We start from the raw sequence: 24,868 nt of genomic DNA, 5'->3' as shown, positions 1-24,868 counted from the left end.
TTAATATATAAGCTAAATAGCTGATCCTAATACCGCTACACTTTTTCCAAGCTATGTTTTCCTCCGGGGAATGGACTGGCTGTTTTCATAAAGTGATGAATTTTTTTCAACAGTTGCCACATTGAACGGCACTCATGATTGCGGGTGATGGTGTCGTGCAGTGCCTGCCATAAACGCTCAACATGGTTGACCCACGGTGAGTGAACTGGCTGGTAAATCACTCTTAACTTTGGTTTCTCTTTCAGCCAGCGCAGCGTTTCTCGGCTCTTATGGATGATGTAGTTATCCACGATCAGCGTGATACTTTTTGCTCGTCGATATGTGGCTTTCAGGTGTCTCAGCATGCTGATGCATAGCGCCGAGCTTTTGCTGCTGCCACCAACCTAACTGATCTTCCCCGTGTCACTGTGTAAGGCCCCGGCCAGATAGTACTTTTCATTCTGGCCCGGCGTGACCACTCGCTTTTGCTGACCGCGAAGTTGCCAGTCTGCGCCGATTTTGGGGTTGAGATGGATATCCACTTCATCTTCGTAAAACACCGGGTTTTCTTGGCTGCATTGTGAAAGAGCGGCATGGATAGCAGCCATTTTTTCTTCCTTGTGCGGATCACGGATCCTGAGTGTTGGAGTGACTCTTCGCCAGACAAGGCCAGCCTGGGGAAGCCACTGGTGGACAATAGATGCATGCAGATGACAGACCGTTATCTCTCTGATTTTTATTGCCATAAGTTCAGTACTCCAGCGTGAGCGCTAATAACCAAACTCATCCGGCGCGTGTTTTATCAGTTGGAGCAGGAGCGAACAGATATGCTCAAATGGCCAGCGTCGTCCACGTCCAGGTGGCAGCGATTTCAGTCCATCGGTGCAATAAAAGGTATCCAGCGGCCAACGGATGAACGGGCACAGCAGAGCGTTCCGGCAACCTCACTGATGGCGTCTCCCCGGTGCAGCATAAGCATCGCCATCAGTCGGCGGGCATGGTTTTTATCCCGGGTTTTGTGGATAGTTTTCTGCATCAGTCGTCGTTCATTGCGGGGTATTGGTGCTACGGTCGGCATCGCTCAGTCCGGTTGGTGATAGGGTTGGTTTGGCGATTGATCAGATCGCACAATCCGGGCTGAGTTCCCGCAAAGTGATCTAATATTCCGAACAGCTATTTAGGAAGGGATTTCAGCCCGAAGATTTTTCTGAGACGCCTGCTCTAAATCTTCATGCCTGGTATACAACAGATACTGGTCATTTGATTGATATTTCATGTCTGAGTACTCATTTAAATGTATTTCCTGATTGCCATGAATATACCGGAGGTTTGCTGGTAGGTAAGCCAAATGATATTTTTCCTAGCCATCAATAAGTACCTATAGTCGTTGGGAAAAATATAGTAGAAAAAACTCAAAGCAAATCTTTTATACCTTTTCTTGCTAATGATATTGAGGATCTAATGGCTGTTGGAATGGTGATATATGCAGACCCTAACAATGAATAATACAAGAAAGTTGACCATCATCAGGGGCGTTGCTAACATCACCAGTGCATTAGAAGTCGCTACGGTGACCATCCAAAACCCCTGTAACCTGAGAGGGGGTGCCTTCGGGCGGTTACCAGCCAATGCTTCAGCGGTCTGAGAGAAGCGCCTTCGGGTGACTGCCAGCCAATGTCTCACATACCTGAGAGTGAGGCCTTATGGCGTTAACCCCGTTTAACCTTTGAAAACGGGGGGCCACTAACGTGGATAAGGTCACCGACCAAAAACTGGCCGGCTAACGCCTCAATAATTCACATCTTCATGATGTTGAATTGTCATTAAATGAGCTGAATCAGGCTCTGATTTTCCAGTAGGTTATGATTCTTGCCAGGGATACGCCCTGAGTTTCGTACGACTTTTGCGTCGACGGATAAGGCCATTTGGTACATTTGGCCACTTACGGAGTTGCATTAGGAGCACCAAGTTGCGCGGCGTCACTTGTGAAGTGGCGGAGACACTACCAAGTGACGCGCGCAGCGCATAACGTCTCAACCCACGTACGACGTGGTTTTCAACGTTTTACTACCATCTGACCAACATGTAGCCCGTGTCAGTACGGTTTTAAAATCACTTTCACATCAACGTAAGCACGACGGGAGGCCGTCTGAACGTTCAACTATCAGTAAGGAGGAAATCGACTCGGTATCGATGGCGACACTACGAGCAGTAGTGTTGGAGGCAGCTTGACGTAAGTCAGCTCTGCATAAGCAGCAAACAGATCAGAGATCTGGGGTGCCTCGCAAGAACTCAACAATTCGCCGCCCCGATGCACAGATACCAGTCGAGACGCAGGAAGCGCAAAAGCAACCGTGTCGTCGGGGAATGAATGGCTGGTCTACAGATCCGTCTGCTTCTCTACAAGCAGAGGGACGTGTATGCCTTTGGAGAGAGTGAAATGTCCAGATTCAGTAAACAGCTGTGCAAACAACTCGTCACGCTTGCCCGTCAGGGGCGGGGAAGTTATAAAACGGTGGCTGACCGTTCAAGAATTGCAGAACGTTTTTCTGAACGACTTTCTGAACTGAATATTCAGATCAGGGACGTAAAACATATTAAAACTTCCCATATTGAAAAGTATATTGAGAGCAGGAAGGCAGACAATTTGTCTCTGAGGACGTTACAGAATGAGATGTCGGCTATCCGTTCTGTTTTATTGTCAGCAGGAAGAAATAAACTTGCCGATCCCAGTCACACTAAGCTGAGTAATCAGGCGCTCGGAATTTCTGGAGCTAACCGGGATGGAACTAAACTTCCTATTACAGACGAGAAACTTAATGCGGTGGTCAGTTTTGCACAAAGAAAAGATGAAGGTGTTGCTCTTGCTGTGCAACTTTCCCGGTATCTCGGATTGAGAACAGAAGAAACCGTTCAGTCTGCAAAGTCTTTAAAAACATGGAGGCAGGCACTGATTAATAATCATGAGCGTGTCCGTGTTGTTTTCGGGACTAAAGGCGGACGTCCAAGGGAAACGACAGTTTTTAATCGCGAAAAAGTTTTATCAATTCTTGATAAGGCAATTCATTATGTCAGTGAACATAACGGAAAACTGATTGATAAACCCTCTTTGCATACCGCTATTGATCGCTACCGTAATATTGTAAGAGAGGCAGGAATGAATGGTAAAAATGCGCCGCACAGTTTACGTTATGCTTACTCTCGCGATGCTGTGAATCATCATATTAAAAATGGAATGAGTCGTGATGAAGCCGAGGCATTAGTGTCGATGGATTTAGGGCATGGTGATGGCCGGGGGAGATATATCAAACAGGTCTATTTTCGTGAGGAAACAGAATAGACGTTTTTACACATTACTTCAGGACGTAACGCCACAGCACAATCAGGGCTGTGGCTTATTAAAAACTAATCTGAATCCTTACATGCTCTGATAACTGTCATGCGTGATACGCCAGCAAGTCTTGCCGTTTCGTTTATTGACTTTCCATTTTTCTTACGAAGCGTTCTTATTAATTCATGTTTTTCCTTATCTGGCAACCTTCCCCTGTATTTACCCTTTTCCCTGGCGCTTGTAATTCCCTCCATCTGTCTTCTGCGTCGATCTTCATAATCCTTACGGGCTATTGCTGCTAACATGTCAAGCATCATATTATTCACTGCACGGAGCATACTACTGGTAAAGTCATCTGTTGATGATCTGGAAAGGGCAAGATGACTTGTTGGCAGGTCAAGGCTTATTATTGAAAGTGATTTTTCATTTATCATCTTTTTCAAAGATGCCCAGCCATTATCATCCAGGCGTGAAAGTCGATCCACTTGTTCTATAAGTATCGCATCCCCTGGCTCTGTATCCTGAAGCATTTTCAACATACCAGCCAGCTATGCGATGGTTGTGTAATTGAGCAAAGTCCTTTAGCCTCGTTTTCGCACGCAACGCATCCTGTTTGTGAGTTGAAGCACGAAGATATCCAAATATGAACAAAGTCCCTCCGGTAGTAACATCAAGATAGTCACATTTTAGTCGGTATCATTTGAATGGTAACTTAATTATATTCTGTCAATAAACTGGACAGTATTTTACAGGTATACCCATTTGATACCACAGTTGACAGAAACTCCATTTGATTTGAAAATGACCATGCTTACTTGTTGCTTCGTGCAACCAGCTAATGCTCCGGTAGTCTGAGAGGAGCGCCTTCGGGTGACTGCCAGCCAACGTTTCACCGGTCTGAGAGAAACACCTTCGGGTGGCCGGAAAATCCTCATTGCCTGAGAGAGGATGCCTTTAGGTGGGAAATCCGTTTAACCTCTGGAAACGGAGATCACTGAACAGTGATTGAGGTCATTTCAACTAATCAGACAGTCAGAATGTCGTTTTTTCTGACTCCCCGACGGGAAACACTTCCCGTTCGGGCAGGTGTTTCCCTTTTTTATGGAGAAACATCATGTCTGTCATCTCTTCTGCGGTTTTCCCTGAACACCTTCTTACGCAATTTCAGCAGTCTGCTGACGCAGCTGTCCGGAGATTAAAATCTCTCTTTTATCTGCGCCGCAACAGCGTCTGGTATGTCAACGGCTCGGGCAATTGTGCCGTTCGTGCACATATCACCTCCGTCAAAGGCCAGGGCTCCAGGGTCTTTCTTACCGTCCGTACCGGGTGCCACCGCGCTGAGTATGTGTTTCACCGTCTGCCGGTTTCCTTTCCTGAGGGAATGACAGGTCGCCGGAACGCATACCATTATGCCTGCCGTCAGGCACAGCACCTGGCACACCTGCGCTATCGTTTTCTTATATCCACTGAACTGAACGGCTGATAGCTTTCAGCCAGCAAATGTTGTGGACCCTGACGGGGATATCTCTCCGTCGGAGGGGATATCCCGTTACTTACCTGAGGATATACCCATGCACGCAGACGTTTACACACTCAAGACACCTCTGGACACGCTCAGCTGGCTTTGCCTGCTTGAGAGTGAACTCCTGAGCATCAGGGCATTTCAGCGTCTCGATCTACATACAGACCGGGATGAACCGAATGAACTGACGTATCCGGAAGAAGCCATCATTAGCGCCGGCACAGCCTATGGCTGGTTTGTCTGTTTTCTCAGGGACGGTGATATTCCACCGCTGCCTGCCTCTGCCAGAGAACTTCTCTGCACCCTTGACGGTCTCGGTAAAGAAATTAACAAGGCCTTTCTGGGAGCAGGCTGTGGCCCGCGGGCAGGATGAGGCCTGTGGTGACAAAGCTATTGCCGCCCTCGAAATGATGTAACCAGCAGACAGAACACACCCTGACGGGGATTTATTCCCGTCCGGGGGATAAATCCCCCTTTTTTTTCTTCGCGGAGGATTTATCAATGAAAGACCTGTCTTCTTCCCCGGCTTCCATGTCGGTTGTCTATACCATCGAGCACGTCAGCACGGTTCCGTTGCGTCACTGGCATGCTTTCGTTCTGGCCGTAACAGAAACCTTCTGGCAACTGCCGGTGCGTCTGCGTCCGGGAAATATGTATCTGCCGTCGCTTAACCGCGCGGCTGACCTGTTTCCGGTTGCTGGCGTCATGGCATTCTGTGGCGATTCAGGCGGCAGTTTCTGGCCGGTCAGCATGACCATTGAGCGCGAGCGCAGCAATAATACGCTGAGTATTCAGGAGCTGGATTTTCAGCATCAGCCCTGCGATTTCTTTGCGCGTGTTGTGATGGTCCTGCTGCACAACCTGTGTCCGGGCAGCTTCCGGATACATTCTTCTGACGAAGGGCGCAGCTGGGCAATAGCGTTGCGCTGGATTGAGCGTCATATTGGCCTGCCTGAGCAATCTTCACTGACAACGCCTCAGCCGGTACTGCAAACGCCGGTGAGTGAGGGGGCGTTTGATTCCCTGCTGCTGCAGCTGCTCTCCGGTGGTGAGCGGGTGCTGAGCAGTGAGGACTGGAATGCCTTCGTGCTGGCGGAATTCCATCTGTACGAACTGAAGCGCGTCACTGAAAAAACTGACGCGCTGTAATCTCTTCTCTTTCGCTCATCCCCGTGTGAGCGTTCCCGTCGACGGGCGTATCACTGCGCCCGCCGGCGCAGGGGTATGCCTCTGATAAAGGTATATCTCATGAAAAAAACAACTTCACGCAAGGCGGCCCGCCGTCCGGCAAAACAGACTGATCTCTATCGCCAGATAACCGACCGCATCGTCGTCGCGCTGGAAAACGGTGTCGCGCCCTGGCGTAAGCCGTGGCGTGCAGCTGCCGGCAGCGGTCTGGCGGGTCTGCCCCTGAATGCCACCACCGGACGTCACTACAGCGGTGTGAATGTCCTGCTTCTCTGGATGTCAGCGGAAGAACAGGGTTTTCGCAATGACCGCTGGCTGACTTACCGGCAGGCGCAGCAGGCCGGCGGCCAGGTGCGTAAGGGTGAGAAAGCCACCCTGGCGGTGGTTTACAGGGACTGGACGAAACAGGCGGAAGACCGTGAAGGCAACCGTCTTTATGACAGCGACGGCAAACCGCTGACGGAAACCGTGCCGATGCTTAAACCCCTGCAGCTGTTCAACGCTGAGCAGTGTGAGGGGTTGCCGGCAGAGGTGGCGGCTTCACCTGAGCAACCGCCGGCGGTGGATGAGGACGGCATACTCAGTCCGGACGTGATGGACAGGGTGCTCCGGATGGTTAACGCCTCAGGGGTTAAACACCGGACGCTGCCTCAGAACCGGGCTTATTACCGCCCGCTGACGGATGAAATTGTGATGCCAATGGCAGGGCAGTTTTTTACGGAAGCGGACTGGTGGTCCACGCTGCTGCATGAGCTGGTACACAGTACCGGCCATGCGAAACGACTTAACCGGGAGGGGATAACATCCTCATCCCGGCAGTTCGGGGACCCGGTATATGCCTTTGAAGAGATCATCGCTGAAATGGGCAGTGCGTTTTTGTGCGCGCAGCTCGGCGTGTCCGGTGAGGTTCAGCACGACAGCTATGTGGACCACTGGCTGAAGGTGCTGAAATCTGACAAAAAGGCCCTGTTCCGCGCCTGCCGGCATGCCCGGGAAGCGTCGGAATACCTGCTGGCGCAGCCTGGACGTCAGGCCGTGGCGGCGTAATTAACTTATCCGGTGGCGGTTGTTCCGTAACTGTCACCGTCCCGTGAGGACACCGCTCCTCACGGGGCTGTGTCCTCTTTTTTTCATGAAAGAGGAGTATTCACTATGTCCGAATGGTGTCATAACCGCCTGGAAATTACCGGTAAATCCGTCTGCATCGATGTCATGCTGCAGTGGATAAACGGCACTGACGTCCCGCGTCACCGCCACGCCGTGCAGCAGAGCATACAGCTGTTTCTGGCCGGTGCGGCGGGGATACTTAAGCCGGTGCGCACCACGTCGTATCCGCCCTTTCAGGGGCTCGTCCGTGCAGGCACAGGGCTCTCCACTGCGGCCAACCAGGCGTTTGAAAGCTGGCTGGCGCTACTGCTGAAGGATGCCGTCCTCGATGCGGAAACCATCCGGGCCATTGACCGGCTGTATCACCAGTCAGGTCTGGGTGCGCTGAAATGGGAAAACATCCCCGTCTCATCCCGTGACGTGATGGCAGAACTGATTATCCGGCAATACACCGACTGGTTTGGTCTGGTCAGCGCCGGCGATGAGTCTGATGCCGCAACTGCCTGGGAGCGGCTCAGCCAGTATCCTGAACGTTCCCAGCCCTGCGATATGCTGGCCATCATACCCACGCGGCTGGCTGCAGAGCTGAACGGTGTCGGCGGGCTGATGTCCGGTGTGTCGACCACTACCAGCCTCTACTGCCGGCAGTACGGCATGGAGTGGCCGGCCGGGCACAATGTCACCTGGCAGCGGCATTCGCCAAACAGTCTTACGCTGCAGATGGATACGCCCTGGCTCCCGCCGTCAGGTGAGGTTGTCGGGGAAATCTCAGCGGTATTTGACTGCGAGGTGCGTCACAGCTACAGCGAGCCCGTGAGCGGGCTCAGCGGTTACGACTGCTATGACGGCGGTGAGCATGTTGACGGACACAAAGGCGCGTCCGGCGTGCCTCAGCCCGGTCAGGTGCTTTATCTGGTCAGCGATGAGCCGGCGTCACCGGCCCAGGAATCTGCATCTTATCGTGAGGTCCGGGGGTAAAAGCCTGCTCCTCCGTTAACCCCGCCACGGCGCTGCCGTGGCTTTTACCCTCAGGGGACACGTCCCCTGGTCAGGGTGCGTGTCCCTTTTTTATGGAGAAGACGCATGCCTGACATGATTAACCACGAAAAAGCCTTTGTTAAATTGTTCAGTCAGACGGCCCGGTATCATCACCGGTTCAAGGTATTTGAAGACTTCATCAGCTGCAGCGTCATCGCGCTTGAAAACCGGCTTCACTTCAGTGAGGTACGGGAGCAAAAGTATCTGCGTATCGTCGGTGGATACGAAAAGGAAGACGTCACGCGCATGGCGCAGCTGCTGGCCCACGTTGTTAACGGGCTGGGTGACGCGCCCGGAGACTTTCTGGGGCGTGTGTTCATGCAACTGGAGCTGGGTGACAAATACCGGGGGCAGTTTTTCACGCCCTGGGACGTGGCCAGAATGATGGCGGCCATGCAGCTGGGCGACACTGAAGCGTTGTTCCGTGACAAACCCTTCATCACCCTGAGTGAACCTGCGTGCGGGGCCGGCTGCATGGTGCTGGCATTTGCTGATGTTCTGCAAAAGGCAGGGTGGCCACCGCACCGGTATCTGTGGGTATCCGCGACAGATATCGATCCGCTTGCGGCCGGAATGGCTTACATACAGCTGTCCCTGTGCGGGATTGCCGGCGAAGTGGTGATCGGTAACACTTTGACGAGTGAACGACGCCGGGTACTTTACACTCCCGGGCACTACCTAGGGAGCTTGCCTGTTCGTCTGGATCCACGGCAAACTTAGGCTGCATAATTAATACCACACGCTCCCGACGGGAGCGTTTTTTTGTGAAGCATGAAAGCTGTTTCCTTTTCGAAGTAAGAGAGGAGTTTATTATTTTGTCTGAATCTCGCTGTGAGCAAGCTGCACAGAGTTTCGAAGTCCTCGCTGAATGAGCCACTCCATTAGCGATAGTGAACTCAATGAGGAGCAGTTAAAGAAATGCGGTACACAATATGTATTTGAGAATTGAACCGAAAGTCATATCCCTGTCTCATTATAAACGGTGAATACATCGTCTCGGATCATCTTACAGCAAACCTCGCCCAGCGCGCAGGATCACAGGTCAGCTCTGTGCCAGGAGCGGACATTGTTATAAATGGCAATTGATAAAACGTCATCCGTTTATCTCGTCTTACAGCATCTCAACCACTTCAAACTCTTCTGCGATCAACTCCATATCTTCAGAAAAATGACCTTCACGGGTGAAAAACCGCTGATGCTCTTTCTGCCAGTATTCAAGGCTTAAATCGCCTTCACCTTCTTTGCGGGCGAACGCCTCAGTCACATCACAAAAACGCACCAGTCGCATTGAAACCAGTCTGATCACGCAGACCGGAACATTCTGGCCATCAAGGATAATGTTATAACTCCCAATCCTCGGGGCAGATTCCTCCTGCTGGTAAGAGGCAAAAGATCCGCAAGAGGCCGTTTTAATCCCTTTTTTGATCAAGTCCGCAAGCTCGCTAGCCAGTTCCTGGCTGTCACCCATTTGCAAGGCATCTGCGCCTGGATACTTCATTTTTATTTCCTCAACCGAAACCATTAAAATCCCTTCTGAATCGTCGATGAAAAGAAAAGTTATACATTTTTTAGTATGAGCTGTCCCGACATTATCAGTGATGCCTTTCTTCAGATAATGTGGTCCGCTTACGCTCTAAGCGGACCTTGACTACGGCCATCCACTTTGTGTCAGAAAAGGACGTTCATGCAGATATTGCCGCTGTAAAAGCAACTAAATTTGTAAAGCAGGATTTACTTAAAGCAACATAGCCACCAGTACCATGCACAACAGCATCACGTAGATTCGCGCATGCCAGACATCAGGGACGGCGGGGATCGCCCGGCGGCTAAATACTATACCCACCCAGCCAGCTACCAGGAGCAGGCCCAGAATCTTCAGGCTGATAAAACCCACAAAACCGCCTGCCGAAATTTTGTGCCAACTGCTTATCGCATAGGTCACCGCACCGCACAACGCCACCGGCAGGGAAAGCGGGTTGGCCGCGCTAATACACTCTCGCATCGTATGACCGTGTCGCCGCAACAACGGCACCGTCATTACGCTGCCACCCACGCCCAGCAATGCGGCAATCGTGCCGATTAGCATACCGCCACCGGTGACCGTCAAAAGTGACAAACGACGCGGCGCATTACCGCTTAAGAAACCTTTGCGCAACAGACAGTCCCCAATCGTCATCAGCATATAAAAAATAAACAGCTCGCGAATCACCACCTCGCTTAATATTCCCGCCAACCATGAACCGGCCACTGCGCCCACGGCGATAAACCACAACAGCGGGAATAAGATGGGCAAAGAAAGCCTGCCCGCACGCCAGTTTTGAAAGCTGACCCAGCCCGCGTTAAAAATCATCACCGCCGTTGAAGTGGCCACGGCGATATGCATCGCATCACCTGCCAGCGGTGGCTGCCGCACCAGCAGCTGGTAAACAAAGGGCACCACTACAAAGCCGCCGCCAAAGCCAAAAAGCACTGTTGTCATGCCGGTAGTAAAACCGGCCAGTGCGATAATAATCAGATCGTTCAAAGAAGTATCCCGTTGTGAAAATGAGCCAGCAGCTTATCGCGCCGGTGCCACGCTTCCCATTTGCATAGCGCTCAATTATCCTTTCAAACCGGCCAGAAGGAGGCGGATGTGCGAAACGAAAAAATTGACGATTTCGATCAACTGAATCGGGAGGTAGTAGCGCTAGGAAACGACTATGCGGAGGGTTTTTTCCTGCCGCCACACCAGCACCGCCGCGCGCAGCTTCTGTATGGCGCAACAGGACTGATGCACGTTTCAACCTGTGACGGAGAATGGGTGGTACCGCCCCAGCATGCGGTATGGATCCCTGCCAAAACACTGCATGCCGTAAAGTTTGTGGGCGTCACGACGCGCAGCCTGTATATCGAACCCGCCTGCGCGGACAAATTACGTAACAGCAGCCGGTGCGAAGTGATCAGCGTATCGCCGCTATTGCGGCAGCTACTGCTGGAGGCGGTGGATCTGCCGCCATGCTATGACAGCGTACGCGATCGGGCACTGACGGATTTAATGCTGCTGGAACTAACGGCGATGCCGGTGCGCGAGTTCGATATTCCTTTGCCGCAGCAGCCAGGGTTGTTGGCGCTGTGTCAGGCTTTTTTACTCGCCCCAGCCATCCACGATCCGGTCGAGCGCTGGGCCAGCGCGCTGTTTATGAGCGCCAGCACCTTTCGTCGCTGTTTTCGACAGCAAACTGGCATGTCGTTTTCCGCCTGGCGCCAGCAAGCCTGAGTGGTTAGTGCGCTGGCATTGCTGATAACAGGCAAACCCGTGAATGAAGTGGCTTTGTCTCTTGGATATGAGAGTGCCTCCTCTTTCGCAACGATGTTCCGCCGCGTTACAGGGCAGCCACCGTCATATTACCATCCTGCTTGATTTCAAAAGTCACACAGGGTAACGGTCATCGCAGCAGCTTTGTATCAGAAGCAAACATAGCCAGTAAACTGGCACTATAACAACTGCAGTTCACGGTTAAACCAGTAAAACACCGGACACGCAGCCGTTATTCCATCGTCCGCGCTACAGCTTTAGCACGGATTACCGCTGGGGAAAGCAGTTCGGGTTCGGGGCCGTAATCGATTTACAATTGAGTATGGCGTGCAGTGTCCTCGCCGAGTATCAGGGCGACTGTGTTGAAAAGCATATCGAGGCCAGAAATTACTCCGTCTGAAGTCAAAACATTGCCGTCCATACATATAAAGAACTCGTCAGGATGGCGTCAAATGCACTCAAGAATTCCCGCGCCTGTCTGTGGCTGGCCACGCGCTTTCCACACAACAGTCCGGCCGCACCAGGCAAAATGAAACAGGTACAAATACCCGGGATGAATAGGGTCTGCTTAGCCTGGCGAGTGGTAATTCCACCCAGGCATAATCCGTTCCTGGTCCGCCAGCCACAACCGGTTGGTCGCAAGGTCGAGCGTGACGGAGAAAACATGGTTAACACCCTATCGGAACATAGCGGCTCCATTGATATCGAAACGAAATCAATTTCACAGGACCGGCCAGCTTGAACTGTGTGAATGCTGCGAAAACAGGAGATTGACTTGCATTAAAGCATCCTCATTAATCCGGTTTCCCTGTCGCGGAATGTAAATAACAGCCATATCCGGTCGCTATGACCGTGCATCAACATTCGCCAATCAGATTGGCTATTTCGCCATCAAGACGATCTTCTGTCACGACCCGAACCGGATAACCGAACACCCTGCACAACGGAACTACCAGAGGAGCCAAACCAGTCGCAACCATTTTGTTGGGGACGATCACAATACTGCCCGCGCAAACTTCGGCAAGCCGTTTCCGATTGCGTTTAAACCACAGAGCGAACGCTTTTTTCTCTGTGCTACTGGAGTGCTCTTTATCAGGCAGGTTGCGGGTCAATAAGACAAAACGTTCGCCCCGGCTTAGCAAAGCATCCAGCTCGGCCTCCCAGGTGGATGAAGGCGCGGCGGATACCCATACTTGCGGGAATTGATCGAGCAAAATGTGCATGAGAAAAATCCTTGTCACGTCAGGCAGGCGGACAGGTGCCTGCATGAATACGCAGTTGTATCCCGTCGATTAACAGATCCAGACCGACCGAGAACCTCCCCTCGAACTCTTCCGAAAATATCGCTTCACACGCACGCCAGTTGTGGGGGTATTTCTTTTGAGCCAGCTCGATGAATGCCTGCTTTCTCGAAGGAAGATCAAGCGAACTGCCTGGTCCCAGGGCCTGTTCTTCCATCACGAAACCCAGCACGTAATAGGTCACGCTGAAACTGCACGTCGCTGCAAGTTGAACGTCTGCGCCTGCCTGAACAATAGCGGAAATCAACGCTTCGCTGGTTCTCAGCACATTGTCTGTGACGACGTATGTGCCAGCGAATACACGCGCGCCGTCACGATGTTGCAGTAGCGCCTGACGCAGTTCTCCGGCGACTTGTCGGATGCGGTCTGCCCATGTTTGCGCGTCGGCAAAGTGAAGGGCGACGTCCTGCACCAATGCATCGGCCATGCCGTCGATCAGCGCCTGCTTACTTCCGAAATGCCAGTACAGAGAGGGCGCCTGGATGCGCAATGCCTGTGCGAGCTTGCGCAGGGTCAACCCTTCGAGGCCATTCTCATTCAGCAGTGCAAGAGCGGTATGGATAATCTGCTCTCGTTGTATTCGTGGGGCTTTCATTCTCTCATCCCTTATGGGGTTGCAACCTAACAATGTTAGTGTATCATCCAGCCCAAAGACTAACAACGTTAGGTTTGAAATGAAACACCATCTTTTGATCGGTTTACTGACGGCAAGCCTGACAGGGTGTGCCGGTATGGGGGGGCTGGATCGCAATACACCCAGGGCAAAGATGCTCACAACGACGGCAGTGGGCACCGTCAGCGATGCGCCCTGGCGATGGTCATCCCCTCACTGGTGGGAGCGTTATCGTGACCCGGAACTGAACAGCCTCATGGATCGCGCCCTGTCGTTGAGTCCGGATGTGCGTTTAGCCCGGGCCCGTCTGGTACAGGCCACCGCCATCGCTGAACAGGTCGGTGCGCAGCGATGGCCGACGATTAGCGCAGATGCTGATGCGGTACGCAAGCGCTACGCGCAGGCGTATGACGCGGCCCCGCCACTCGCAGGAAATTTCGGCACGACGTTTACGCTGAGTGCGGACGTGCAATACACCTTTGACTTCTGGGGGGGCAGCGTGCTGCGCTGCGGGCGGCACTGGGAGAAACGGCGGCGCGTGATGCCGAGGTCGAGGCCGCCCGGCTGATGTTGACCAGCCGTATCGCCAGCGCCTGGTTTGAATTGTCCCATTTGTTTGCCATGCGGGATTTGGCACAGCAATCACTGGAATTGCGGCGTCAGACCTTTCAGTTAGTCGAACAAAGAGTTCACGCTGGCCTGGATACCGAAGTGGAGCGTCAGCAGGCACAGGGCGATCTCCCGGTGACCGAGCGCGACATCCTGCAACTGAATGAGCAGATCGCCTTGCAACGGCATGCCTTATCCACTCTGGCAGGGCTACCGCTGGATGCGCTGGAGAATGCGCGACCGGATTTGATGACGGCGGCGGTGGACGGCGAGCTTCCTGACTCGATACCCGCAGAGTTGCTTGGGCATCGTCCAGATGTTGTTGCTGCCCGTTGGCGAGTGGAAGCTGCCACACAACATGCCGAAGTCGCCAGGGCGGATTTCTACCCCAATATCAGCTTGCGTGCGTTCGCGGGATTGGCTCGCACAGGGTTGACTGTCGGTTTGTCTGACTGGCTGACCGCAGGCAGTCGCACCTATGGTGTGACTCCTGCCATCAGCTTGCCTATTTTCGATGCCGGCCGATTGCGGGCGCAATACAAAAGCCGGGCAGCAGAGCTGGATGCCGCCATTGAGACTTACAATTCAGCGTTGTTAAACGCCATGCGCGATGTGGCTGATCGGCTGGTGTCTTTGGATGCTCTGCTACCGCAACTCAACACGGAAAAACAGGCACTGGAGGCCAGGCAGATTGCTTTCAGCCTGGCACGAAGGCAATACGAATCCGGACTGACCGACTACCTGACAGTTCTGAACGCCCAAAACGCGCTGCTGTATGAGCGTCGTGAGCAGTTAACCCTGAAAAAACGCGCGCTTGTTCTGGACGCGGAACTCAATCGTGCTTTGGGCGGTGGCTTTAGTGCAACCGATGCAACAAGCAATATCCTGCGGAAATAATCATGAGCACTCCTGAAAAAGCAACTAAACGACGTCCTTTTGCGCTACGTATTGCGCCCTGGCTGGGGTGCGTTGCCGTCATCACCTTCGTATTCCTGGCAACGACGCAATGGTCTGAATGGACGAGCAGACACAGAATTCAGACGACCCAGAATGCGTATGTGAAATCGGATTACGCTGTATTAAGTGCTAAAGTATCCGGTTATATCAAAAGCCTGCCAGTGGGTGACTATGAAAAAGTACACGCAGGTGACCTGATCGCGCAGATAGATGACAGCGAATATGGATTTGCGGTAGCGGCGGCACAGGCTGCCCTAGCTAAGGCACAGGCGAACCTGGATAACCTGGACGGTGAAATTGCCCAGCAACATGCGCGTATCAAAGCGTCGCAAGCCAACGTCAAAACGGCAGAGGTAAGGATTATCCAGTACAAGAATAATCCGGCACGGCAGGCGGAACTCGTCAGGCAAGGCGCGTTGTCACGTCAGCGTTTCGAAACGGCTCAGGCAGACTTCGATCAAGCCGTCAGCCAGCGTGACGCGACTGCTGCAGAGCTGGAACTGGCAAACCGTTCTATGAAAGTCCTGAAGGGTCAGCGTGCCGTGCGACAGGCTGATGTCGATGCCGCCAGCGCTCAGCTGGAAACCGCACTCAGAAATCTGACCTATACGCGTATTGTCGCGCCCTTTGACGGCATGTTGAATAAACGCCATGTGCAAGTGGGCAACCTGATCGGCAATGGAGCGCAGATCGTGTCGATCGTGCCGGACTCGCAGTCCTACGTGGTTGCCAACTATAAGGAAACCCAGCTTGCCCATGTTAAAGCGGGACAATCTGTGACACTGACTGTGGATGGCTTGCCAGGCAAAGCGTTCCGGGGCCGCGTTTCTGAAATAGCGCCCATGAGCGGTGCAGAGTCCGCTCTGCTGCCCGCGGATAACGCATCGGGCAATTTCACCAAGGTGGTACAGCGGATCCCAGTGCGTATCGAGCTGGAGCCGGGCCAGAATGATCTGAGCCGCTTGCGGGCCGGCATGTCGGTAGAAACACGCATCGACACCAGAGGGGAGATTATTGCGCCCTATGCGGCGGGCATGCAGAAAACAGTGCAACTTGCTACCGGCCCTGGCCGTGCAGGAGACTGACTATGGCGCTGATCAACTTTTTTGCAAACACGACGCGTCCGCGCCCCATATTGACGGTCGCGACAATTTTTCTTGGCGCGGTGCTCACCACATTGCAGGGGCGCTTATTCTCGGCGGCCCTGCCTGACCTGCGCGGACAGTTCGGCCTGGACTTGTTGGAAGCCGCCTGGCTGGGTACAGCATTGAATGGCGCGCAACTTGTCACAATGCCGATCGTTCCTTGGCTTGCCACGGTAATTGGTCCAACCCGTGTACTGATCGCGCCCAGCTTCCTGCTGGGGCTCGTCACCTTTCTTATCCCCGCATTTGCCCACCACTATCCGGTGCTGGTCACGCTGCACGCCATTGCCGGGTTGTGCCTGGGAATTTATCTGCCGTTAACCATTTCGCTGGCGCTGCGAAACTTACACCCCCGTTTCTGGTTATTGATCATGGGGGCATACAGCCTGCGCGTGTCCACGGGTATGGACGCGGGCTATGGCACCTCCGCTTTTCTGGTCGAGGACATTGGCTGGCATTGGGTATACTGGATAACTGCCTTTGTCGGCCCGATCATCGCTTTTCTGGCATGGAAGGCGTTGCCGTTGTCACCGCTCGACAAATCCCGATTGCGGCAGGGCGACTTGGCGGGGATGACCATGTTCTGCCTGGGACTGGTACTGGCCTTCATTGGCATTGACTCAGCTGAGCGGCTGGGCTGGAGCGATTCTGGACTCGCCATGTCCACGCTGGCCGGTGGATCCGTTTTGTTCTGCGCATCCGTCTTGCGCGCCTTGAGCAAGGAAAACAGCTTTCCAAGTCTCATTGCCTTCGGCAACCGCAATATTTGCATCTGTCTGATGATCGCCTGCCTGTTCGGCGTGCTGATGACCCCCACGTCTCTACTGATCCCGACATTTCTGACGCAAATGGGGAACCTGAAGCCAATGCAGACCGGCACATCGACGTGGATTGCTTTCGGTGCCTACCTTGCTGCGACACCATTGGCCATTTACCTGGCAAGACGAATGGAACCCCGGCTCCTTATCATCTGCGGCCTTATCGTTATTGCCTTGACCGCCTGGCAAGGCTCTCACATCAGCCATGACTGGAGGGTGGATCAATTCGTCACGATCCTTGTCATGCAGTCGTTAGGCGAAAGCATCATGCTTACCGGCCTTATTGCCGCTTTCGTCACTAATCTCAATCCACTGCACGGTGTGGCGCTGGGGGCATACGTATCCATCGCCCGCGTGCTGATGCCGGTTGCGGCCGGTACAGTCATGTCAACGTGGCTGCGAATATCCGGTGACACCAGTCGCGCAAGCCTGAGCAATTATTTTTCGGCTGGCGATCCCTGGGTAGTGGAACGTGCTGAACCAGGGGTGGCGGGAATCGCTCAATTGCTGGCGCGAGAAGCGCACGTTGCCGCACATATCAGCGGCTATCACCTTGTTTTCTGGTGCAGTTTGCTGGCACTTAGCCTAGCCGTCTTCATACGTCCATCCCCTCCTAATCAGATTGCACCTCCGCTGTTGAAAGTAACCAGTGGTACGTAACCGGCAGTCGACGCTGGTTATTCCTGATGATGACTGGATGAGCTTCGGGATAGGGCATGCGCTGAAAACGATTCCTCCTGTTAAGCCAGGCCATTTGTCGGCGCAACGCACTTTACCGACTATCCACTTTCGCGAGCGTCACGGATACTGCGAGCCGGTGGTTGACCGAACATACGCGAATATTCACGTGTAAACTGCGTCACGCTCTCGTAGCCTACGCGGTGGGCAGCGGTGCTGATTGCTGCACCTTGCACAAGCATAAGTTTTCGGGCTTCGACCAGGCGCAACTGTTTTTGAAATTGCAGCGGTGTAAGCGTAGTGACGTTGCGAAAATGCTTGTGAAACACCGAAATACTCATACCCGCTGTATCGGCCAGTGTTTTGATCCGCAACGACTGATCATATTTAGCCCGAATAATATCGACAGCCCGGGCGATCCGGCGGGCATGGCTATCTGTATTTCCCAGGGCGCGCATAGATTTGCCATATCGTCCGGACAGCAGCCAGTAGTGCAACTCGCGTACCAACTGGCGACCCAGCATCTTCAACGCGTGCGGTCTGTCGAGCAATTTCAGCAGGTGCAACGCAGTTTCTGCAACATCCTCTTCGATCTGGTCAACCCTCACGGGCAAATCCGGAGACGCCTCCAGTTTGTCCATATCGCCAACCAGTTCGGTAATCACAGCGGCGTCAAGCTCCACGACAAATGAATAATATGGGGTGGCGGCGCTGGCCGTGATTACCTGACTTACTGTCGGCACATCCATCGTGACCAGCAAAGACTCCCCCATGCCAAAATCGAAAGTATGACTTCCCATCGTCACGCGCTTTCGGCCTTGCAGCACAAGTGCAAGCAGTGGTTTAGTAATGGCGAACTGCAACATGGAAGGTGCGGTCTCGCTTAAAATGAATACTCCTGGAATGGGGGTTGTTGCCACACCTTCTTTATTGAGGTGCGCTTCGGCATATTTCCGCGCCACGCGTAGTAGCGCCGCAGACGTCTTTGCACCTTCAGACTGCTCAGTGTCTAAGGCGCATCCCTCAGATAATCGGGGCATCGCTATCATATTTTTAGGCTAAGAAATGTGATTTTAATGTGCGCTAATATTAGTGCGGTTCTGGTTGAAAAGAAATTTCAAAATTATCAGGCAAGTTTTCGATATTATCAGGCAACCTAAAATGCTTCGTGATGGGTAGTATTTTATCTCCATTCATCAGGAGATATTTCATGACAACCATTTCTCTTGTGACCGGTGCCAGTCGCGGCCTTGGTCGAAACACAGCACTGAACATTGCCCGCTATGGCGGCGATGTGATCATCACCTATCGTAATAGTAAAGAAGCTGCAGACGCAGTGGCGGCAGACATCCAGTCCCTTGGCCGTAAGGCAATTACACTTCAACTGGACGTGAGCAACATGTCCTCCTTTCCCGATTTCGTGACCGCCATAAGAGCGGCATTGAAAAGCAACTGGGGACGCGATACGTTCGACCATCTGATCAATAATGCCGGACATGGAGAAATGACCGATTTCATGAATACCACAGAAGAGCAGTTTGACACGCTCTTTGATGTCCACGTGAAGGGCGTATTTTTCCTGACTCAGTCACTTCTGCCGATCCTGACCGATTATGGACGGATCATCAATTTCTCATCGGGTCTGACTCGAGTGTCATTCCCTGGGTTCTCGGCCTACTCGGCAGCCAAAGGTGCGGTAGAAGTGCTCACCGTTTATATGGCTAAAGAGTTAGGTAGACGCGGCATTACAGTTAATGCCATTGCTCCTGGCGCGATCGAAACGGACTTCCTTGGCGGTGCTGTACGTGACATTTCCGATTACAATAAAGCCTTTGCAGGTATGACGGCGCTTGGTCGTGTGGGACTACCTGATGATATCGGCCCGATGATCGCAAGCCTGTTGGGCGAGGACAACCGATGGGTCAATGGTCAACGCATTGAAGTTTCCGGCGGGCAGTCGATTTAACCGCTCCGTAATAGATTCCGCTCCTGGTGGGATCTATCGTTTCCCCCTGTCTGCCATAACCATAAGAGGTCCTGGTGCAGGATAATACGCCGAGACCAGTACAGCGTTAAACGTAAGCGAACCAAATGAACTGGAAACGTTACTAGACGGGCTGCAGGTGCAGCCCGTAAAAGAGACAGCACTGCCTGACGAAAAATTTGTTTCCATCACCTGGCGGACAGTATCAATAGCCGCTTTGCCCGGGGCCATCTTTGCCTGAACACCCCGGCTGACCTGCCCGCCAGTATTAGATATAGCCCTCAGGTAATAATGTCGGATCCTTCACTCTCAAAATTACCTTTCTCCAGTCTGTTGCAAATCAGGTCAGACACTTAATCCGGCGACAGTTACCATGCGCAATTCAGCTCACATGTGTATAAGAACCTTGCCTATAATTTTGGATGATTCCAGTGCCTCGTGAGCTTCGGCTATATTTTGGAGAGGCATATTTAATCCGATTTTTGGCAAATAGCATCCTGATTCAAGGCACGAGTTGATATCTTCTATAGCAGTTTTTTTAAACTCGTTAGAAACATTGTAGATATATACGAAACGCAAAACACAGCCATGCTTCATTGCCTGCAGCAAGGGAATGGAAAGCTCGTCCGATGCGCTGGAAGTTGCATAGGCGCTTATAACCCCACCCTGGGACAAGCAAGCTAAATTGATATCAAGGTTATCTTTCAAAGCGACATCAACAATACGGTCAACGCCGAATCCTTCGGTCATTTTCATAATAATAGTCGCGATATCTTCCGATGTCCGGTCGAGCACTAAATCTGCACCGTTCTCCTTCGCTACGGCGGCTTGTTCTGCGTTCATTACTGTAGTTGCAACCCATGCGCCTGCCCACTTTGCCAACAGAATTGCCGCTGTTCCGACCACTCCAGCTCCGCCATGAATCAGCACTCGCTGGCCTTCGAGACGGCCATCAAAACACAGGCAATGATGAGCGGTGAGCGCGGGGATCCCGAGGGAAGCTCCTACTTCGAATGAGACCGTATCTGGCAAGTGAACCGCCTGAAGAGACGGAACCACAACGAACTCTGCTGCCGTGCCTGTTGCCCGGCCGTATTGTGCTTCGTATACCCAAACCCGCTCACCAAGCCTTTCCGGTGACACGTTCGCGCCAACCGCATCAATAACGCCTGCGCCGTCCTGATGAGGAATGATGCGTGGATAAGGCATATCTGCGGAGAAGCCAGTTCTTGCTTTAACATCGGTAGGATTTAACCCAGAAACATGAATGCGCACGCGCACTTCATCTGGACCCGGTTCCGGTATTGGCAATTCGCCGACTTTCAAAACATCACGAGCACTGCCCTGGACTTCATAAAAAGCGGCTTTCATCACTGTATCCTTCAATTTCTTCAAGAAAAAAGAACGCGGCACGGTACCGTGCGCTACGAGAAAGATATTTTAGATACTATGGTTTACATTGAAAAGTAGGGAATCTTTTGATACATAGGGATATATTTTATACTTAAGGTAGATGTTCAACTGATGAAGAAGCAAGCGACTCATGAGTATCGGTGTACTGTTGAAGCAACCGTTGTGGTTGCTGGAGGAAAATGGAAGCCGCTGATTATTTACTACCTGCTCAGCGGAACCAAACGATTTGGAGAACTTCGAAAACTCATCGGCGGCATCACTCAGCGTTCGTTGACACTGCAACTTCGGGAGCTTGAATCGCACGGTATTATTTCTCGGGAGGTGTTTGCCGAAGTTCCACCACGCGTCGAGTATTCGCTAACAGAGTTTGGGCTGACTCTGACCCCCGTTCTCAACGCTATGAAAGAGTGGGGAGATAGCTATCTCATCTGGCAAGAAATCAATGGGAACAATAAACATGCTGAATAACAGACTCTTTTAATCCTGGTAATTGACATGGCCAATCTTCGCTCTCTGGATCTTAATCTGCTGGTCGTCCTGCATGCTTTGTTAGAGGAACGGCACGTAACACGAGCTGCACGACGTCTCGCGCTGTCACAACCAGCAACCAGTAACGCTCTGGACAGGTGTCGACATGTCTTTGATGATCCATTATTGGAGCGTGTCGCAGGTGAAATGCGATTAACGGCTAAGGCACAGTCGTTAAAAGAGCCGTTGTCCCAGGCACTGCTTGCCATATCGGCCGTTGTAGAGACACCACAAACTAACTTGACGCATATTCGTCAAACTGTTCGTCTGGTAATGGCTGATCAACCAGGCCTGGCGGTCATGACCCATCTTTTAACCAAATTAAGTACCAGCGCTCCGAAGGTGAATTTAGCGCTATTGCCATGGCGCAGCAGTAAGGATGCCCTCCATCGTCTGGAGAATGGTGAGGCTGACATTGCGATCTCAACGTTTCCTGCGCTTCCTCCAGAATTTCATCGCCAGGAAATTGGACATGAAGGCTATGTTGTGGCCATGCGGGCCTCGCATCCTGCTGTTCAGAAATTTAACGTGGATGAGTGGTTGGCATGGCCCCATATAGTTGTTTCCGGCGAAGGGAATATACGTGGGTCTCTGGAAGAAGTATTAGCTCAACAAGGAAAAGCTCGTCATGTTGGCGCGGTTGTACCGAATTTCACCATGATCGAACCTTTGCTTAAAGCAACGGATATGATTGCTATTACGCCTATGAATTGTCTTTCTGACACCCAATCCCTGGCGCTTTTCGAGCCACCTACCCCGGTGCCAGGCTTCAGTCTGCATTTAGCCTGGCATACGCGAAGAGATAGCGATTTGGTCGTGAAACATGTAATCGAAACACTACGATCCTTCTTTCAAAAAGAGGGTAACGTAACTTCTGTTCGATAATATCTTATCGAACTTTAATCTTTCTGGCATAAGTACGAATGTCGAAAGCTATATCAGTCCCTGAAGGGCTTAGTAGCTGAGACAAGTTGATGTTTACGAAGAAAGACCAAGCTTGTCTGCTATCCTGTACTACTGACCAATATCAGATCTCCTGCAGCCCGGTTGAAGAAATCCAGGATTTTAATACCTCAACATAACGGGTTCCCTCGTCCTTGAGTTCGTCCCGAGACAGCTGATTGGCACGGTACACAATAAATGGGGTATTCCAGGTCAGGTCACAACGGTGGGCTGTAGCGCGAACAGGAGCAAGTAGTTCTGACATGGTGAACATATTACGTCCGCGCTGGCTATAAGCGTCAGGACTATTGCCTGCGGTAACCGAGACCATTATAGGCATGCCTCGTAGCCTGCGCCCCTCCGACTCGTAGTTAATGTAGAACAATCGAGTTAGCACGGCATCAAGCCATGCCTTCAATATCGGTGGGGTAGCGTACCACTGCATAGGGTACTGCAGGACGATACGCTCCACGACCAACAAGCGATGCACCTCGGCATCGGTGTCAATCACGCCATTGGGATAGGCCTGCTGTACATCGAAGATTTCGACCTCAGCAAGCTTGGAGGCGGCAGAGGAAAGAGCAGCGTTTGCACAGGAGCGAGTAATATCAGGATGGAAAAGTAAGACAAGCGTTTTCGACATGGGAATACTCCGGCTGGTATATCCTGTTAGCTTTATCCTGTACGTGTTATTTGTCTAATGGATTATTGATATGACAGACCATTGATTGTGTGAATGTATGGCATTGAATATTATTGATGCCTTAACGCAGCCATCAGAAGCGCAAGATGAGCGAAGACAACCCCGTCAAGCGACAGTCTACAAAACTCAAGGAGCTGTTACAGGAGTGAGGGATACGTGTTTTAGAGTTTATCGATAGCGAACGGGAAGTTGTGTAACTTTAAGATTATTAATTATTTTTTTCAGTATTTTCTTAGTGCTATGGTCACTATATAGTAAAACCTGCCGTTAAAGGTCACTTTACTGCAATTTTTTTGGAGATGAAATTTCACTCCGTTACCGTCAAGGCTATTTTAGTATATTGACGCTAAAAAAATAAAAGCAGTCTCTTTTCTCAGTCGATGGTCACATTACTTACGCTAACTCTGCTAACACTTTCCTGGTGGCTATGGCTGAAAATATGTTTTCTGATAACAGCTCATAATTAATAACATCAGAACGATATTACCGTTTAACCATAATGTCCGTTTTTCGCTGTGAGTTCAACTGATGGACGCAACACACTTATTGAACCGTTCTGCGGGTGATTCATAGTCTAGCGTTTTTCTCGGTCTTTCGTTGAGCTGTCTAGCAACGCTGTTTAGTCTGTGCTGACTGTGAACCGATAAGTCAGTTCCTTTTGGAAAATATTGTCTTAGCAACCTGTTCGTATTTTCATTTGAGCCACGTTGCCAGGGAGATTGAGGATCACAGAAGTAAATCTGGATGTCTGTTGCTACAGTAAACCGGGTGTGGCTGGTCATTTCAGCTCCCCGATCCCAGGTTAATGTTTTATATAGCTCAACAGGTAATTCCCGGGCTTGTCTGATGAGTGCAGATATAACCGTTATGGTCTTGTTGTCCCTGATTTTGGCTAACATAACAAAGCGGGAATGGCGTTCTACGAGGGTGACGATATAGGAGTTTTTCGAGCCCTGGATCAGATCACCTTCCCAGTGACCAGGGATGGCTCTGTCTGAGGCTTCCGGTGGCCTTTCGCTGATAGGTATCGCATTCGGGATTTTCCCTAATCCTTTCCCTTTAAGTGATGACGTTCGGGATCTACGAACCGCTCTTCCGCTTCTGAGGCATTGCTGCAGCTCTTTTTTTAATGCCCCCCGGGTTTGTATAAAAAGCGTTTTATAAATCGTTTCGTGTGACACATGCATTTCCTGATTATCCGGATAACAGCGTTTCAGCCAACCGGCGATCTGTTCCGGCGACCAGTCCTGATGCATCTTCTCTGCAATGATTTTACACAATGTGGGGCTTTCAATTAGCTTGCAAGGTTTTGGTCTCAGAGCATTTTCCCAAGCAGCATTGTCGGCTTTTGCTGCACGGTATTGCTTGGCACCTCCGTGCCTCCTGACCTCGCGGCTATTCGTTGAGGGTGCTCTTGATAAGTTGGCAGCGATGTCCCTGATACTGAGTTTTGCTACCAGTCCTCTGGATATTTCTTCTCTTTCATCAAGCGTAAGCGCTAATCGATGCCGCTTTCGAACGGGAGGACGGTAGCCACCTGTCTGGTGGATTGTGGGCATGATAGAAGAATGAAATCTGTCGAACATTCTGGCGATATCATGCAGGGAATCACCTTGTTTATATCTATCCCAGATAATTGCCTTCTGCTCTGGCGTGTAGTTAATACGAGTTCTTCGTTTCATGGCAACGTCCCCCCTTGATTAAGGATAGCGTTGCA

22 protein-coding genes and 3 pseudogenes are annotated in these 24,868 nt (G+C 51.7%); 15 read left to right on the top strand and 10 right to left on the bottom strand.

What is annotated here, in order from left to right; translation table 11 throughout:
• Positions 1 to 35: 35 nt before the first annotated feature.
• Positions 36 to 1,057 (bottom strand): annotated as a pseudogene (locus WM46_RS15310) (IS630 family transposase).
• Positions 1,058 to 2,419: 1,362 nt separating this feature from the next.
• On the opposite strand from WM46_RS15310, the gene WM46_RS15305 reads away from it, so the two are divergent.
• Positions 2,420 to 3,319: an integrase domain-containing protein gene (locus WM46_RS15305; RefSeq protein WP_102603840.1), complete on the top strand. Its 900-nt coding sequence runs from the start codon at positions 2,420 to 2,422 to the stop codon at positions 3,317 to 3,319.
• A 65-nt stretch (positions 3,320 to 3,384) separates the two neighbouring features.
• Here WM46_RS15305 and WM46_RS15300 read toward each other — a convergent pair.
• Positions 3,385 to 3,961, bottom strand: a pseudogene (locus WM46_RS15300) (recombinase family protein).
• Between the two features lie 463 nt (positions 3,962 to 4,424).
• Here WM46_RS15300 and WM46_RS26385 point away from each other — a divergent pair.
• The 6 genes from WM46_RS26385 (at position 4,425) to WM46_RS15265 (ending at position 8,885) form a co-directional block, all read left to right on the top strand.
• Positions 4,425 to 4,793: a hypothetical protein gene (locus tag WM46_RS26385; protein ID WP_187394383.1), complete on the top strand. Its 369-nt coding sequence runs from the start codon at positions 4,425 to 4,427 to the stop codon at positions 4,791 to 4,793.
• Positions 4,794 to 4,881: 88 nt separating this feature from the next.
• Positions 4,882 to 5,205, top strand: coding sequence for a hypothetical protein (locus WM46_RS15285; RefSeq protein ID WP_262360395.1), 324 nt, complete (start codon positions 4,882 to 4,884; stop codon positions 5,203 to 5,205).
• A 128-nt stretch (positions 5,206 to 5,333) separates the two neighbouring features.
• Positions 5,334 to 5,981: a hypothetical protein gene (locus WM46_RS15280; protein ID WP_102602711.1), complete on the top strand. Its 648-nt coding sequence runs from the start codon at positions 5,334 to 5,336 to the stop codon at positions 5,979 to 5,981.
• A gap of 99 nt (positions 5,982 to 6,080) precedes the next feature.
• Positions 6,081 to 7,067: an ArdC family protein gene (locus WM46_RS15275; protein WP_102602710.1), complete on the top strand. Its 987-nt coding sequence runs from the start codon at positions 6,081 to 6,083 to the stop codon at positions 7,065 to 7,067.
• 105 nt (positions 7,068 to 7,172) lie between these two features.
• On the top strand, positions 7,173 to 8,105 hold the full coding sequence (locus tag WM46_RS15270) for a DUF1281 domain-containing protein (RefSeq protein ID WP_102602709.1): 933 nt from the start codon (positions 7,173 to 7,175) through the stop codon (positions 8,103 to 8,105).
• Positions 8,106 to 8,210: 105 nt separating this feature from the next.
• Entirely contained in the window at positions 8,211 to 8,885 is a 675-nt protein-coding gene (locus WM46_RS15265) for an N-6 DNA methylase (protein ID WP_102602708.1), read from the top strand.
• Between the two features lie 391 nt (positions 8,886 to 9,276).
• Here WM46_RS15265 and WM46_RS15260 read toward each other — a convergent pair whose 3' ends face one another.
• On the bottom strand, positions 9,277 to 9,687 hold the full coding sequence (locus tag WM46_RS15260) for an ASCH domain-containing protein (RefSeq protein ID WP_187394382.1): 411 nt from the start codon (positions 9,685 to 9,687) through the stop codon (positions 9,277 to 9,279).
• A gap of 213 nt (positions 9,688 to 9,900) precedes the next feature.
• Positions 9,901 to 10,689, bottom strand: a complete 789-nt coding sequence (locus WM46_RS15255; RefSeq protein ID WP_102602707.1) for a sulfite exporter TauE/SafE family protein — start codon at positions 10,687 to 10,689, stop codon at positions 9,901 to 9,903.
• 108 nt (positions 10,690 to 10,797) lie between these two features.
• Here WM46_RS15255 and WM46_RS15250 point away from each other — a divergent pair.
• Positions 10,798 to 11,565 (top strand): annotated as a pseudogene (locus WM46_RS15250) (AraC family transcriptional regulator).
• Positions 11,566 to 12,317: 752 nt separating this feature from the next.
• Here WM46_RS15250 and WM46_RS15245 read toward each other — a convergent pair.
• The gene (locus WM46_RS15245) at positions 12,318 to 12,683 is read right to left on the bottom strand and encodes a hypothetical protein (protein ID WP_102602706.1); all 366 of its coding nucleotides are present in this window, start codon (positions 12,681 to 12,683) and stop codon (positions 12,318 to 12,320) included.
• A 19-nt stretch (positions 12,684 to 12,702) separates the two neighbouring features.
• Positions 12,703 to 13,356, bottom strand: coding sequence for a TetR/AcrR family transcriptional regulator C-terminal domain-containing protein (locus tag WM46_RS15240; RefSeq protein ID WP_102602705.1), 654 nt, complete (start codon positions 13,354 to 13,356; stop codon positions 12,703 to 12,705).
• A 79-nt stretch (positions 13,357 to 13,435) separates the two neighbouring features.
• Here WM46_RS15240 and WM46_RS15235 point away from each other — a divergent pair, with 79 nt between their 5' ends.
• The 4 genes from WM46_RS15235 to WM46_RS15220 are packed head-to-tail and all read left to right on the top strand — an operon-like array spanning position 13,436 to position 17,563.
• Positions 13,436 to 13,942 (top strand): hypothetical protein, encoded by a 507-nt coding sequence (locus WM46_RS15235; protein ID WP_187394381.1) that lies wholly within the window; start codon positions 13,436 to 13,438, stop codon positions 13,940 to 13,942.
• Complete coding sequence (locus tag WM46_RS15230; RefSeq protein WP_102602703.1) at positions 13,861 to 14,880, top strand: efflux transporter outer membrane subunit; 1,020 nt, start codon at positions 13,861 to 13,863, stop codon at positions 14,878 to 14,880. The genes WM46_RS15235 and WM46_RS15230 overlap by 82 nt, the downstream gene beginning before the upstream one ends.
• 2 nt (positions 14,881 to 14,882) lie before the next feature.
• Positions 14,883 to 16,025, top strand: a complete 1,143-nt coding sequence (locus WM46_RS15225) for an HlyD family secretion protein (protein ID WP_102602702.1) — start codon at positions 14,883 to 14,885, stop codon at positions 16,023 to 16,025.
• A gap of 2 nt (positions 16,026 to 16,027) precedes the next feature.
• Positions 16,028 to 17,563 (top strand): MFS transporter, encoded by a 1,536-nt coding sequence (locus WM46_RS15220; RefSeq protein ID WP_102602701.1) that lies wholly within the window; start codon positions 16,028 to 16,030, stop codon positions 17,561 to 17,563.
• A 119-nt stretch (positions 17,564 to 17,682) separates the two neighbouring features.
• On the opposite strand, the gene WM46_RS15215 is transcribed toward WM46_RS15220, so the two are convergent.
• Positions 17,683 to 18,543, bottom strand: a complete 861-nt coding sequence (locus WM46_RS15215) for an AraC family transcriptional regulator (protein ID WP_102602700.1) — start codon at positions 18,541 to 18,543, stop codon at positions 17,683 to 17,685.
• 248 nt (positions 18,544 to 18,791) lie between these two features.
• Here WM46_RS15215 and WM46_RS15210 point away from each other — a divergent pair, with 248 nt between their 5' ends.
• On the top strand, positions 18,792 to 19,547 hold the full coding sequence (locus tag WM46_RS15210; protein ID WP_102602699.1) for an SDR family NAD(P)-dependent oxidoreductase: 756 nt from the start codon (positions 18,792 to 18,794) through the stop codon (positions 19,545 to 19,547).
• 405 nt (positions 19,548 to 19,952) lie between these two features.
• Here WM46_RS15210 and WM46_RS15205 read toward each other — a convergent pair whose 3' ends face one another.
• Positions 19,953 to 20,936: an NADPH:quinone reductase gene (locus WM46_RS15205; RefSeq protein WP_102602698.1), complete on the bottom strand. Its 984-nt coding sequence runs from the start codon at positions 20,934 to 20,936 to the stop codon at positions 19,953 to 19,955.
• Positions 20,937 to 21,089: 153 nt separating this feature from the next.
• On the opposite strand from WM46_RS15205, the gene WM46_RS15200 reads away from it, so the two are divergent.
• Together WM46_RS15200 and WM46_RS15195 are read left to right on the top strand one after the other, a co-directional pair.
• Entirely contained in the window at positions 21,090 to 21,446 is a 357-nt protein-coding gene (locus WM46_RS15200; protein ID WP_048244755.1) for a winged helix-turn-helix transcriptional regulator, read from the top strand.
• Positions 21,447 to 21,473: 27 nt separating this feature from the next.
• Positions 21,474 to 22,391, top strand: a complete 918-nt coding sequence (locus WM46_RS15195; protein ID WP_102602697.1) for a LysR family transcriptional regulator — start codon at positions 21,474 to 21,476, stop codon at positions 22,389 to 22,391.
• Between the two features lie 142 nt (positions 22,392 to 22,533).
• On the opposite strand, the gene WM46_RS15190 is transcribed toward WM46_RS15195, so the two are convergent.
• Together WM46_RS15190 and WM46_RS15185 are read right to left on the bottom strand one after the other, a co-directional pair.
• Positions 22,534 to 23,091 carry an NAD(P)H-dependent oxidoreductase gene (locus WM46_RS15190; RefSeq protein WP_102602696.1) on the bottom strand — a complete coding sequence of 186 codons (558 nt, stop codon included), beginning with the start codon at positions 23,089 to 23,091 and terminating at the stop codon, positions 22,534 to 22,536.
• A gap of 581 nt (positions 23,092 to 23,672) precedes the next feature.
• Positions 23,673 to 24,833, bottom strand: coding sequence for an IS30 family transposase (locus WM46_RS15185; RefSeq protein ID WP_102602695.1), 1,161 nt, complete (start codon positions 24,831 to 24,833; stop codon positions 23,673 to 23,675).
• Between the last annotated feature and the right edge of the window lie 35 nt (positions 24,834 to 24,868).

The sequence above is a fragment of the Citrobacter freundii complex sp. CFNIH2 genome, assembly GCF_002880615.1.
GTDB lineage: Bacteria > Pseudomonadota > Gammaproteobacteria > Enterobacterales > Enterobacteriaceae > Citrobacter_A > Citrobacter_A amalonaticus_F.
Note: the sequence above shows the minus strand (reverse complement) of the source record. Positions and strands in the feature narration are given on the sequence as shown.